Source organism: Pseudomonas sp. UBA6323 (assembly GCF_002439135.1).
GTDB lineage: Bacteria > Pseudomonadota > Gammaproteobacteria > Pseudomonadales > Pseudomonadaceae > Aquipseudomonas.
In genome coordinates this window covers 1-12,707 of the sequence record NZ_DJSX01000054.1, presented here as the reverse complement: position 1 = coordinate 12,707, position 12,707 = coordinate 1, and the positions used below count along the sequence as shown (strand labels likewise).

The following is a 12,707-nucleotide window of genomic DNA, read 5'->3' as shown; positions in this document are numbered from 1 at the left end:
CAATTCCGCCACCTGGGCACTGAAACCGATGATTCCTCATCTGCTTCGTGTTACAACGTCTGCTTGACGCTGTGGGCGCGAACTATACGGGCGGGCATTTACCTTGTAAACCCCTGACCGTAAAAAAATTATTGTCGCCGGAAAAGCTGCCGTGAATGCCGTTTTCGCGCTTCAATAGGCAGATGGCATACACCTTTATACATAAGCATAGGTAATCCTTCCTACATGGCCGATTGGCAATCCCTCGATCCCGAGGCCGCCCGCGAGGCGGAAAAATACGACAACCCCATCCCCAGCCGCGAACTGATCCTGGCCCATCTGGCCGAGCGTGGTTCGCCTGCCAGCCGTGAGCAACTGGTCGAAGAGTTCGGTCTCGACACCGACGACCAGCTCGAAGCACTGCGCCGCCGACTGCGCGCCATGGAGCGCGACGGTCAGCTCATCTATACCCGTCGTGGCACTTACGCCCCGGTGGACAAGCTCGACCTGATCTGCGGGCGCATCAGCGGTCACCGCGACGGTTTCGGCTTCCTCGTGCCGGACGACGGCAGTGACGACCTGTTCCTCAGCCCGGCGCAGATGCGCCTGGTGTTCGATCGTGATCGCGCGTTGGTGCGGGTGGCGGGTTTCGATCGCCGTGGTCGCCGTGAAGGCGGCATCGTCGAGGTGATCGAACGCGCTCATGAGAGCATCGTCGGCCGTTACTACGAAGAGAACGGCATCGGTTTCGTCGTCGCCGACAACCCCAAGATCCAGCAGGAAGTGCTGGTCACGCCGGGCCGCACCGCCGGTGCGCGCATCGGTCAGTTCGTCGAGATCAAGATCACCCACTGGCCGACCCAGCGCTTCCAGCCGCAGGGCGATATCGTCGAGGTGATCGGCAACTACATGGCGCCGGGCATGGAGATCGACGTGGCGCTGCGCAGCTACGACATCCCGCACGTCTGGCCGGAAGGCGTGATCAAGGAAGCGCGCAAGCTCAAGCCTGAAGTGGAAGAGAAGGACAAGGAGAAGCGCGTCGATCTGCGTCATCTGCCCTTCGTCACCATCGACGGCGAAGACGCCCGCGACTTCGACGACGCCGTGTACTGCGAGAAGAACAGCAGCCGCTGGAAGCTGTTCTCCGGCGGCTGGAAGCTCTATGTGGCCATCGCCGACGTATCGCACTACGTCAAGGTCGGTTCGGCGCTGGACGCCGAGGCGGTCGAGCGTGGCAACTCGGTGTATTTCCCCGAGCGCGTCGTGCCGATGCTGCCGGAGGAGCTGTCCAACGGTCTGTGCTCGCTCAACCCGCATGTCGATCGCCTGGCCATGGTCTGCGAAATGACCATGTCCAAGAGCGGCCAGATGGTCGACTACAAGTTCTACGAGGCGGTGATCCACTCCCATGCGCGCCTGACCTACAACAAGGTCAGCCTGATGCTGGAGGATCCCAAGAGCAGCGAGGGCAAATCCCTGCGCAGCGAGTACAAGGAAGTCCTGCCGCACCTCAACCAGCTCTATGCGCTGTACCAGGTGCTGGTCGCGGCGCGTCACGAGCGCGGCGCCATCGATTTCGAGACGCAGGAGACGCGCATCGTCTTCGGCACCGATCGCAAGATCGACGAGATCCGCCCGACTCAGCGCAACGATGCGCACAAGCTGATCGAGGAGTGCATGCTGGCCGCCAACGTGGCCACCGCGCGTTTCATGCAGGATCACGAGATTCCGTCGTTGTACCGCGTGCACGACGGCCCGCCGCTGGAGCGCCTGGAGAAGCTCAAGGCCTTCCTCGGCGAGCTGGGTCTGTCGCTGCAGCGTGGCAAGTCCAAGGACGGCCCGTCGCCCAAGGACTATCAGCGTCTACTGGAAAGCATCCGCGAGCGTCCGGACTATCACCTGATCCAGACCGTGATGCTGCGGTCGTTGAGCCAGGCGGTGTACAGCGCGCAGAACGAAGGGCACTTCGGCCTGAACTACGAGGCCTATACCCACTTCACCTCGCCGATCCGTCGCTACCCCGATCTGCTGGTGCACCGCGCCATTCGCAGCGTGATCCGTTCCAAGCGCGAAACCAAGCATGTGGAGCGTGCCGGTGCGGCGACCATGCCCAAGGCGCGCATCTATCCCTACGACGAAGCGACCCTGGAAAAACTCGGCGAGCAGTGCTCGATGACGGAGCGCCGTGCCGACGAGGCGACCCGTGACGTGGTCAACTGGCTCAAGTGCGAGTTCATGCAGGACCGCGTCGGCGAGACCTTCGAGGGCGTGATCACTGCGGTGACCGGCTTCGGCATCTTCGTCGAGCTGCGTGACATCTACGTCGAGGGCCTGGTGCACGTGACCGCGCTGCCGGCCGACTACTATCACTTCGATCCGGTTCACCATCGCCTGTCCGGCGAGCGCAGCGGCCGCAGCTTCCGTCTTGGCGACAGCGTCGAGGTCAAGGTGATGCGCGTCGATCTGGACGAGCGCAAGATCGATTTCGAACTGAGCCAGGGCAAGACCGGCAAGGACGATGATGCGCGCCGTAGCGGTAAGTCTCGCGGCATGGGCAATACCGATGTGCAGAAAAGCCGCGAAGTGAAGAAGGCCCTGCTCGACAGCGCCAAGAAAGGTGGCGGCAAGGCGCCGGCGAAGAAACCCTCCGGCCATCGCAAGGGTGCGCCGGCGCCCAAGGGCAAGGCCGAGGCGAGTGGCAGCAAGCCGAGCAAGCGTAAGGCGAAACGATGAGCCAGCTGGAAAAGGTTTACGGCGTGCATGCCGTGGAGGCGCTGCTGCGCCACCACCCCAAGCGGGTCAAGCAACTGTGGCTGGCCGAGAGCCGCCAGGCGCCACGCATCCAGCAGATGCTGGAGCTGGCGGCGCAGCATCGCGTGCCGGTCGGGCACAAGGAGCGCCAGGAGCTGGACGAGTGGGCCGAAGGCGTGCACCAGGGCGTGGTCGCCGAGGTCAGCCCGAGCCAGGTCTGGGGCGAGAACATGCTCGACGAACTGCTCGAGCGTAGCGAGGGCGTACCGCTGCTGCTGGTGCTCGACGGCGTGACCGACCCGCACAACCTGGGCGCCTGCCTGCGTACCGCCGATGCGGCGGGTGCGCTGGCGGTGGTCGTGCCCAAGGACAAGTCCGCCACCCTCAATGCCACCGTGCGCAAGGTGGCCTGCGGCGCGGCGGAGGTGATTCCGCTGGTCGCCGTGACCAACCTGGCGCGCACTCTGGAAAAACTGCAGAAGAAGGGCCTTTGGGTGGTCGGCACCGCTGGCGAGGCCGAGCAGGAGTTGTACCAGCTCGACATGACCGGCCCGACGGTGCTGGTCATGGGCGCCGAAGGCAAGGGCATGCGCCGCCTGACCCGCGAGCACTGTGATTACCTGGTCAAGCTGCCCATGGGTGGCAGCGTCAGCAGTCTCAACGTCTCTGTTGCGACCGGCGTCTGCCTGTTCGAGGCGGTACGGCAGAGGAAGGGTAAGTAAGCGACCTGTAGGCGCGAATTTGTTCGCGATGAGTCGATGTCGGCCCATGATCGCGAATAAATTCGCTCCTACAGGAAAGGGCCGGTCGCTGTTGTTCAAATAATCGCCAATTCGCCTTGCGCGCGGCGGGGGGCTTCTCTAGAATGGCGCCCCTTGCTGTGACGGCAGGCCTTTTTGCGCCTACCGCCTGGCAAGCTCATCACGAGAAAAACCCACTCCTTGCCTGACCACTATTAGTTGGCAGGCTACAACCCGTAAGGAGCATTTATGCGTCATTACGAAATCATCTTTCTGGTTCACCCGGACCAGAGCGAGCAAGTCGGCGGCATGGTCGAGCGTTACACCAAGCTGATCGAAGAAGACGGTGGCAAGATTCACCGCCTGGAAGACTGGGGCCGTCGTCAGCTGGCTTACGCCATCAACAACGTCCACAAAGCTCACTACGTGATGCTCAACGTAGAGTGCACCGGCAAGGCCCTGGCCGAGCTGGAAGACAACTTCCGCTACAACGACGCCGTGATCCGTAACCTAGTCATCCGTCGCGACGAGGCCGTCACTGGCCAGTCCGAGATGCTGAAGGCCGAAGAAAACCGCAGTGAGCGCCGCGAGCGTCGTGAACGTCCTGAAAACGCCGAGTCCAACGACGGCGATGACAGCGACAACAACGACAGCGACAACGCTGACGAGTAATCCACGGATCTATTGAGGAGCCAATCACATGGCACGTTTCTTCCGTCGTCGTAAATTCTGCCGCTTCACCGCTGAAGACGTGAAAGAGATCGATTTCAAAGATCTCAACACCCTGAAAGCCTACATCTCGGAAACCGGCAAGATCGTTCCCAGCCGTATCACCGGTACCAAGGCTCGTTATCAGCGTCAGCTGGCCACCGCTATCAAGCGCGCCCGCTTCCTGGCCCTGCTGCCCTACACCGACAGCCACGGCCGCTGAGATCGGATAGTCGACAAGCGTTAAGGAATAGATCGCATGCGCGCCCTGGCTGAATACATCATGCGCGGCCGTATGCAGGCCACCCTCGTGGTGGTGGGATCGGCAGCGATGCCGCTGTTGTTCTGGTTGAGTGCCGCCGCAGGCAGCCTGGTGCTGTTGCGGCGCGGAGCCAGCGATGCCATGGGCATCCTGGCCTGGGCCATGCTGCCGGCGATTGCCTGGTGGTATTTCGGCGAGCCGCGCACCTTGCTGGTGCTGGTCGGTGCGCTGAGCCTGGCGTTGTTGTTGCGCGCCAGTTGGACCTGGAACCGCATACTGCTGAGCAGTGTGGCGTTGGGCCTGGTGTATGGAGTGGTCCTCGGGGCGGTGTTCCGCGAACCCATCGAGGCCATGGCCGGTGAGCTGCAAAAGCTGCTGCCGACCATGTTCGACGGGGCTCATCAGCAATTGGCGGTGAGTGAACGCGAGCGTCTCGAGGCGCTGATTGCACCGGTGCTGACCGGATTGCTGGCAGCCTTGCTGCAGATCCTGAGCTTGCTGAGCCTGATTCTTGGGCGCTACTGGCAGGCCGTGTTGTACAACCCAGGCGGTTTCGGTCGCGAGTTCCGCGCCCTGAGACTGTCGCTGCCGCAGGCGCTGTTGCTGCTGGCGGGCATGATGCTAGGCCCCAACCTGGGGCCGCAGTTGGCCATGCTCACGCCGCTGTGCAGTGTGCCGCTGCTGTTCGCCGGGATCGCCCTGGTGCATGGCTTGGTGGAGAAGGGTGGGCTCGCTCGCTTCTGGCTGGTGGGCATGTACATCACGCTCTTGCTGTTCATGCAGCTGATCTATCCGCTACTGGTGGTTCTGGCCATCGTCGACAGTCTGTTTGATTTTCGCGGTCGCCTCGCTCGCAAGAGTGGGCCCGCGGACGGTGAAGGTTAAAAGTTAAGAGGTAAGACCCAAATGGAAGTCATCCTGCTGGAAAAAATCGCCAACCTGGGCAACCTGGGCGACAAAGTGAATGTTAAAGCCGGTTACGGCCGTAACTTCCTGCTGCCGCAAGGCAAGGCCACCGCTGCTACCGCTGAAAACGTAGCTGCGTTCGAAGCCCGCCGCGCCGAGCTGGAAAAAGCCGCTGCCGAGAAGAAAGCTTCCGCTGAAGCTCGCGCTGCTCAACTGGCTGAGCTGGAAGTCACCATCACCGCCGTTGCTGGCGATGAAGGCAAGCTGTTCGGTTCGATCGGTACCCACGACATCGCTGACGCCCTGACCGCCTCCGGCGTTGAAGTGGCCAAGGCCGAAGTTCGTCTGCCCAACGGTACTATCCGTCAGGTCGGCGAATACGACGTAGCTGTGCACCTGCACACCGACGTCGAAGCCACCGTTAAGGTGATCGTGGTTGCTGCTTAATTAAGCAGCCGCCAGGCGGACTTGCACTCAGGTGTCGGTCTGCTGACAATCGGGCACGGCATCGCTTCGGCGATCCGTGCCCTTTGTTTTTCTATCGCAGCATTTTCCTCTCGAGCCTATGAACGACATCAGCATCCCCGAGCAATACGACCTGCAGACCGCAGCCCTGAAAGTGCCTCCGCACTCCATCGAGGCGGAGCAGGCAGTGCTGGGTGGCCTGATGCTCGACAACAATGCCTGGGAGCGTGTGCTCGATGGCGTTTCCGATGTCGATTTCTATCGCCATGATCACCGCCTGATCTTCCGCGCGATCTTCAAGCTGGCCGAGCGTAACGAGCCCTTCGACGTGGTCACCCTGTCCGAACAGCTGGACAAGGAAGGACAATTGACGCAGGTCGGCGGCCTGGCCTACCTCGCCGAGCTGGCCAAGAACACGCCGTCGGTGGCCAACATCAAGGCCTACGCGCAGATCATTCGCGAGCGTGCCACGCTGCGCAAACTGATCAGCATCAGCAACGAGATCGCCGACAGCGCCTATGCGCCGGAAGGCCGTACTGGCGAGGAGATCCTCGACGAAGCGGAGCGACTGATTTTCCAGATCGCCGAAGACCGTCCCAAGACCGGTGGCCCGGTGGGCATCAACGACATTCTGGTCAAGGCCATCGACCGTATCGATACGCTGTTCAACAACGGCGATGCGATCACCGGTCTGTCCACCGGCTTCGACGATTTGGATAACCTGACCAGCGGCCTGCAGCCGGCCGACATGATCATCGTCGCCGGTCGTCCGTCGATGGGTAAGACCACCTTCGCCATGAACCTGGTGGAGAACGCGCTGATGCGCAGCGACAAGTCGATCCTCGTCTACTCGCTGGAGATGCCTTCGGAATCCATCGTCATTCGTATGCTCGCCTCCCTGGGGCGCATCGACCAGACCAAGGTACGTGCCGGTCAGCTCGACGACGATGACTGGCCGCGCCTGACCAGTGCGGTCAACCTGCTCAACGACCGCAAGCTGTTTATCGACGATACGGCGGGCATTTCTCCCAGCGAGATGCGTGCGCGTACGCGGCGCCTGGCTCGCGAGCACGGCGAGATCGGTCTGATCATGGTCGACTACCTGCAGCTGATGCAGATTCCGGGCTCCAGCGGTGACAGCCGGGTCAACGAGATTTCCGAGATTTCGCGCTCGCTCAAGGGCCTGGCCAAGGAATTCAACTGCCCGGTCATCGCCCTGTCGCAGCTCAACCGTGGCCTGGAGCAGCGCCCCAACAAGCGCCCGATCAACTCCGACTTGCGTGAATCCGGTGCGATCGAGCAGGACGCCGACATCATCCTGTTCGTCTATCGCGACGAGGTTTACCACCCGGAAACCGAGTACAAGGGCGTGGCCGAGATCATCATCGGCAAGCAGCGTAACGGTCCGCTCGGCACCGCGCGCCTCGCCTTCCTCGGCAAGTATTCACGCTTCGAGAATCTGGCACCGGGTAGCTACCAGTTCGAGGATGAATGACAGTCGTAGCCCGGGCGTCGTAGGGGCGAGCTCTGTAGCCCGGATGAAATCCGGGGCTCTTGACGCAGAAGCTCCCGGATTCCATCCGGGCTACGCTCTGGATCAATGAAAACGGGTGCCCAGCGGTTAAGATGGGCGCCCGTTTTTCGTTCAGGCCTTCTGCCATGCGCCCGCTAGCTGCCATCGTCGACCTCTCCGCCATTGCCCACAACTACGCCGTCGCCAAGCGCTGCGCGCCGGGGCGTCAGGCTTTTGCGGTGGTCAAGGCCAATGCCTATGGGCATGGCGTGCGTGAGGTGGTCACGGCGCTGCACGGCGCTGCCGATGGCTTCGCCGTGGCCTGCCTGGAAGAGGCGGCGGAAGTGCGCGCCATGCATGGCGAGGCGCGCATCCTGCTGCTCGAAGGCTGCTTCGAGGCTAGCGAATATGCCATCGCAGCGCAGCTGGGACTGGATCTGGTGGTGCAGAGTGCAGCGCAGGCCGAGGCGCTGCTGTCCAGTGAGCTGGTGCGGCCACTGAATGTCTGGCTCAAGCTGGACTCCGGCATGCATCGCCTCGGTTTCGATGCCGCCAGCCTGCGCCAGTGGCATGCGCAGCTTGAAGACGCCGACCAGGTCGCCGAGCTCAACCTGCTCAGCCATTTCGCCTGTGCCGACGAGCGTGGGCATCCACTCACCGAGCAGCAGGTCGAGCGTTTTCTCGATCTGCTGGACCTGGACTTCAATCATCGCTCGCTGGCCAACTCGGCGGCCGTGCTGACCATTCCCGCCGCGCACATGGATTGGCTGCGTCCCGGCATCATGCTCTACGGGGCGACGCCGTTCGCCGAGCTGAGTGCGCGCGAGCTTGGGCTCAGGCCCGCCATGACTCTGGCTGCGCGGGTGATCGCCGTGCGTGAAGTGGCGGCTGGTGAAAGTGTCGGTTATGGCGCGAGCTGGGTAGCGCAGCGGCCTTCGCGGATTGCCACGGTCAGTTGCGGTTATGCCGATGGTTACCCGCGTCATGCGCCGAGCGGCACGCCTGTGCTGGTCGACGGGCAGCGCGCGACGCTGGCGGGCCGGGTGTCGATGGACATGCTGGCGGTGGATATCACCGACCTGCCCGAGGCCGATGTCGATTCGCCGGTGGAGCTATGGGGCGCCAATCTGCCGCTGGACGAGGTGGCGGCAGCCTGCGGCACCATTGGTTACGAGCTGCTGAGCAAAGTCACAGCACGGGTGCCGCGTCGCTATATCGGCTAGGCCAGGCCGCTGGGTACTTTGAGAATGTCCAGCTGCAGGCAGGCCTGCTCGGTCAGCTCGCCATCATCACCGTGCACGCGCGCGCCTGAGCGTCCCAGTTCCTTGACGCGGTAGAGCGCCTGGTCAGCGATCTTGTACAGCCCAGTGAAGTTCTTCGCATGGCGTGGATAGAGCGCCACGCCGATGCTGATGGTCACGCGCAGGCGCTCGGCACCGTAGTGCACGGGTTCGGACAGCTCCGCCAGCAGGCGCTCGGCGATTTCGCGGGCCTGGCTTTCTGCGTCGCTGCCGCAGATCAGCACGGCGAACTCGTCACCGCCCAGGCGCGCCACCGTGTCACCCAGGCGCACGTGTTCGCGCAGGCGCCTGGCAATCACCTGCAGCATCAGGTCGCCGGCCGCATGGCCGAAGCGATCATTGATCGGCTTGAAGTGATCCAGGTCGATCAGCAGCAGCGCCACGCTTTCCTTGTGTCGCTCGGCATGCGCCAGGGCCGACTCGCAGCGCTCGACCAGGTAGCGGCGGTTGGGCAACTCGGTCAGCAGGTCGTGGAAGGCAGCATGCTGCAGCTCGCACTCGCGTTCACGCAGTTGTTCGTTGGTCGCGGCCAGTTCGGCGGTGCGTGCGGTCACCGCAGCCTGCAGCTCATCGGCGCTGGCCTGGAGTTGGGCCAGGCGTGCGGTTTTTTCACGATCCGCTTGCTGCAGGGCCACGGCGCGCTCCTGCTTGAGTATCTGGATGCGATACGCCAGGGCAAAAGAGAACAGGATGGATTCCGCAGCCACAGCCAGTGGAAATACATAGGCATTCCATTCGGCCGGTTGTAATAAGCCGGTGGTGCGTAGCAGCAGGACGGCCACGCTGCCCAGCACCAGGCCGTAGCCATAAAGGTACAGTTGCGCAGGAAAAAAGCCCTGGCGCCAGCGCACCACGGCACTGCCCAGCGCGGCAGGGATGCTGGTCAGCGACAGCAGCGCGATGGCCCAGGCTGCCAGATAGCGCTGATCGAGCAGGGTCAAGACAATGGCGAAGAGATAGATCACGCAGGCCATGTTCAACAGGTGGTGGGCCCAGCGCACATATTGCTTGGTCTGCAGCAGGGTCTGGGTGAATCGGCTGGCGAACAGACCCCACAGCGACGGCAGGGTGATGCGGTCGAGCCACGCCGGCACGGCATGATGCGGCCACAGGTACTGCGCAGCATGCCCGGTCATGCTCATGATGAATAGCAGGGCGAAGGCGGTGGTCAGCACATACCAGAAGTAGGCCTTGTCGCGCAGCGAGATGAGGATGAACAGGTTGTACAGCAGCAGCGCGACGACCACGCCGTAGATGGCGCCTAGCGCCAGGTTCTCGCGTGCGGCCAGTTGCGTGAGTTCATCAAGCTGCCAGATGCGCAGCGGGAAGGAGTTGCCGGCAGGATCAAAGGTGCGCAGGTAGAAGGTCGTCGGCTGTTCACCGAGCATCGGCAGGTCGAACACCATGCGTCGGTAGGGATGGTCGCGACTCTCGCTGAAGGGCACGCGCTCGCCGGACTGGCGCATTTGCCAGGCGCCCTGGCCGTTCGGCTGGTAGAGCTGCAGGTCGAGCTGGGTCACTGCGCCCACTTCCAGCACCCAATGGGCCGGGGCGCGCACATCGCGTTGCAGGGTCAGTTTTATCCACCACGGGTTCAGGCTCTGGCCGACGCTGGCACGACCATGGGCCGGGCGAAAGCGCGACTGCTGCTCAGGGGCTGTGAGGTCGTCGATGCTCAGGCTGCCTTCCGTGTCTTCCAGCAGTTCGATATGGGCGTTGAGCGGCATGCCGCTGCTGGCGTCGGTGAGCGTCACGGATGCCATGGCCAGGCCCGTGGTCGACAGTCCGAGTAGAAGAACTAGCAGGAAGGCGAAGCGCAGCAGCATAGGTGTCCTGGGGGCGACTGGCCGAATGCTTGAGTATATGCACAGGATTGTTATCGGACGAAAACAAATATGGCGCCTGGCTATCGCCGGCAAATGCCCGAATTATCTGCTCTTTCGAGCCCGTAACCGGTGGTCGAGACGCCGCATGATGAATTCCAGCCGGGGCGCTTGAGCGCTTGTCATCGAGGCTGCTCACGGCATTAAACCCAGTGGAATAGTCTGGTTTGGTCAAAATTTGTGCTATTATCCGCGCCCCTCGTGATAGCCCATTGATCAAAAAATATGCAAGCTGCCAAGCCGCTGTTCGACTATCCCAAGTATTGGGCCGAGTGTTTCGGGCCTGCGCCCTTCCTGCCGATGAGCCGGGAAGAGATGGACCTGCTCGGCTGGGACAGCTGCGACATCATCATCGTCACCGGCGATGCCTACGTCGATCATCCTTCGTTCGGCATGGCGATCATCGGTCGTCTGCTCGAGGCCCAGGGTTTCCGCGTGGGCATCATTGCCCAGCCGGACTGGCGCAGCAAAGACGACTTCATGAAGCTCGGCGAGCCGAACCTGTTCTTCGGCGTGGCGGCGGGCAACATGGACTCGATGATCAACCGCTATACCGCGGACAAGAAGATCCGCTCCGACGACGCCTACACCCCCGGCGGCATTGCCGGTAAGCGCCCCGATCGCGCCAGCCTGGTCTACAGCCAGCGCTGCAAGGAGGCTTACACCCATGTGCCGGTGATTCTTGGCGGAATCGAGGCGTCGCTGCGTCGTATCGCCCATTACGATTACTGGCAGGACAAGGTGCGTCGCTCGATCCTGATGGACGCCACCGCCGATATCCTGCTCTACGGCAACGCCGAACGCGCCGTGGTCGAGATCGCCCAGCGCCTGTCGCGAGGCGAGCAGGTCGAGGCCATCACCGATGTGCGCGGCACCGCGTTCATTCGTCGTGATACGCCGGATGGCTGGTTCGAGGTCGACTCGACCCGCATCGATCGCCCCGGTCGCGTCGACAAGATCATCAACCCCTACGTCAACACGCAGGACACCGAAGCCTGTGCCATCGAACAGGCTAAAGGCGAGGTTGAAGACCCCAACGAAGCCAAGGTGGTACAGATTCTCGAAAGCCCGCGCATGACCCGCGACAAGACGGTGATCCGTCTGCCGTCGTTCGAGAAGGTGCGCAACGATCCGGTGCTCTACGCCCACGCCAACCGCGTGCTGCACCTGGAAACCAACCCGGGCAACGCCCGCGCGCTGGTGCAGAAGCATGGCGAGGTGGATGTGTGGTTCAACCCGCCGCCCATCCCGATGACCACCGAGGAAATGGACTACGTGTTCGGCATGCCCTACGCGCGCGTGCCGCACCCGGTGTATGGCAAGGAGAAAATCCCGGCCTACGAAATGATCCGCTTCTCGGTGAACATCATGCGCGGCTGCTTCCGTGGCTGCACCATCTGCCCGATCACCGAGCCCGAAGGCCGCACCATTCAGAACCGTTCCCACGACTCGATCATCCGCGAGATCGAGGAGATGCGCGACAAGGTGCCGGGCTTCACCGGCGTGGTCTCCGACCTTGGCGGGCCGACCGCCAACATGTACCGCATCGCCTGCAAGGACCCGGAAATCGAGCGTCACTGCCGCAAGCCGTCCTGCGTGTTCCCTGGCATCTGCGAGAACCTCAATACCGATCACAGCTCCCTGATCGAGCTGTACCGCAAGGCCCGTGCGCTGCCCGGCGTGAAGAAGATTCTGATCGCCTCGGGCCTGCGTTATGACCTGGCCGTCGAATCGCCAGAGTACGTCAAGGAACTGGTCACCCACCACGTTGGCGGTTACCTGAAGATCGCCCCGGAGCACACCGAGCGCGGTCCGCTGGACAAGATGATGAAGCCGGGCATCGGCAGCTATGACCGCTTCAAGCAGATGTTCGAGAAGTTCTCCAAGGAGGCGGGCAAGGAGCAGTACCTGATCCCGTACTTCATCGCCGCGCACCCGGGCACCACCGACGAGGACATGATGAACCTCGCCCTGTGGCTCAAGCGCAACGGTTTCCGCGCCGACCAGGTGCAGGCGTTCTACCCCTCGCCGATGGCCACCGCCACGGCCATGTATCACTCGGGCAAGAACCCGCTGCGCAAGGTGACCTACAAGAGCGACGGCGTGGAGATCGTCAAGAGCGAGCAGCAGCGTCGCCTGCACAAGGCCTTCCTGCGCTATCACGATCCGAAGGGCTGGCCGCTGCTGCGCGAGGCGCTG

Annotated in this window: 10 protein-coding genes; 9 read left to right on the top strand and 1 reads right to left on the bottom strand. The window is 62.6% G+C overall.

What is annotated here, in order from left to right:
* Positions 1-225: 225 nt before the first annotated feature.
* The 8 genes from rnr (at position 226) to alr (ending at position 8,547) form a co-directional block, all read left to right on the top strand.
* Positions 226-2,712 (top strand): ribonuclease R, encoded by a 2,487-nt coding sequence (gene rnr / locus B3P22_RS12455; protein ID WP_197857056.1) that lies wholly within the window; start codon positions 226-228, stop codon positions 2,710-2,712.
* Positions 2,709-3,452, top strand: a complete 744-nt coding sequence (rlmB, locus tag B3P22_RS12450; RefSeq protein WP_296271171.1) for a 23S rRNA (guanosine(2251)-2'-O)-methyltransferase RlmB — start codon at positions 2,709-2,711, stop codon at positions 3,450-3,452. The genes rnr and rlmB overlap by 4 nt, the downstream gene beginning before the upstream one ends.
* A 267-nt stretch (positions 3,453-3,719) precedes the next feature.
* Positions 3,720-4,142, top strand: a complete 423-nt coding sequence (gene rpsF / locus B3P22_RS12445; RefSeq protein WP_061237453.1) for a 30S ribosomal protein S6 — start codon at positions 3,720-3,722, stop codon at positions 4,140-4,142.
* Positions 4,143-4,170: 28 nt separating this feature from the next.
* Entirely contained in the window at positions 4,171-4,401 is a 231-nt protein-coding gene (rpsR, locus tag B3P22_RS12440) for a 30S ribosomal protein S18 (protein WP_003246847.1), read from the top strand.
* A 36-nt stretch (positions 4,402-4,437) separates the two neighbouring features.
* Positions 4,438-5,325 (top strand): hypothetical protein, encoded by an 888-nt coding sequence (locus tag B3P22_RS12435; RefSeq protein WP_275545395.1) that lies wholly within the window; start codon positions 4,438-4,440, stop codon positions 5,323-5,325.
* 21 nt (positions 5,326-5,346) lie between these two features.
* Positions 5,347-5,793, top strand: a complete 447-nt coding sequence (gene rplI, locus B3P22_RS12430; protein ID WP_197857059.1) for a 50S ribosomal protein L9 — start codon at positions 5,347-5,349, stop codon at positions 5,791-5,793.
* 118 nt (positions 5,794-5,911) lie between these two features.
* Positions 5,912-7,306 (top strand): replicative DNA helicase, encoded by a 1,395-nt coding sequence (dnaB, locus tag B3P22_RS12425; protein WP_296271170.1) that lies wholly within the window; start codon positions 5,912-5,914, stop codon positions 7,304-7,306.
* Between the two features lie 164 nt (positions 7,307-7,470).
* Positions 7,471-8,547, top strand: a complete 1,077-nt coding sequence (gene alr, locus B3P22_RS12420; protein WP_296271169.1) for an alanine racemase — start codon at positions 7,471-7,473, stop codon at positions 8,545-8,547.
* Here alr and B3P22_RS12415 read toward each other — a convergent pair.
* Complete coding sequence (locus B3P22_RS12415; RefSeq protein ID WP_296271168.1) at positions 8,544-10,451, bottom strand: GGDEF domain-containing protein; 1,908 nt, start codon at positions 10,449-10,451, stop codon at positions 8,544-8,546. The two genes, alr and B3P22_RS12415, sit on opposite strands and share 4 nt — an antisense overlap.
* A 282-nt stretch (positions 10,452-10,733) precedes the next feature.
* Between B3P22_RS12415 and B3P22_RS12410 the strand changes: the two genes are divergently transcribed.
* On the top strand, positions 10,734-12,707 hold a 1,974-nt coding region (locus B3P22_RS12410), incomplete at its 3' end, for a YgiQ family radical SAM protein (RefSeq protein WP_296271167.1).

Coding starts and splice junctions, on each gene's coding strand:
- rnr (WP_197857056.1), top strand. CDS start 226: ATGGCCGATTGGCAATCCCTCGATCCCGAGGCCGCCCGCGAGGCGGAA.
- B3P22_RS12415 (WP_296271168.1), bottom strand. CDS start 10,451: ATGCTGCTGCGCTTCGCCTTCCTGCTAGTTCTTCTACTCGGACTGTCG.
- B3P22_RS12435 (WP_275545395.1), top strand. CDS start 4,438: ATGCGCGCCCTGGCTGAATACATCATGCGCGGCCGTATGCAGGCCACC.
- rlmB (WP_296271171.1), top strand. CDS start 2,709: ATGAGCCAGCTGGAAAAGGTTTACGGCGTGCATGCCGTGGAGGCGCTG.
- dnaB (WP_296271170.1), top strand. CDS start 5,912: ATGAACGACATCAGCATCCCCGAGCAATACGACCTGCAGACCGCAGCC.
- rpsR (WP_003246847.1), top strand. CDS start 4,171: ATGGCACGTTTCTTCCGTCGTCGTAAATTCTGCCGCTTCACCGCTGAA.
- alr (WP_296271169.1), top strand. CDS start 7,471: ATGCGCCCGCTAGCTGCCATCGTCGACCTCTCCGCCATTGCCCACAAC.
- rplI (WP_197857059.1), top strand. CDS start 5,347: ATGGAAGTCATCCTGCTGGAAAAAATCGCCAACCTGGGCAACCTGGGC.
- rpsF (WP_061237453.1), top strand. CDS start 3,720: ATGCGTCATTACGAAATCATCTTTCTGGTTCACCCGGACCAGAGCGAG.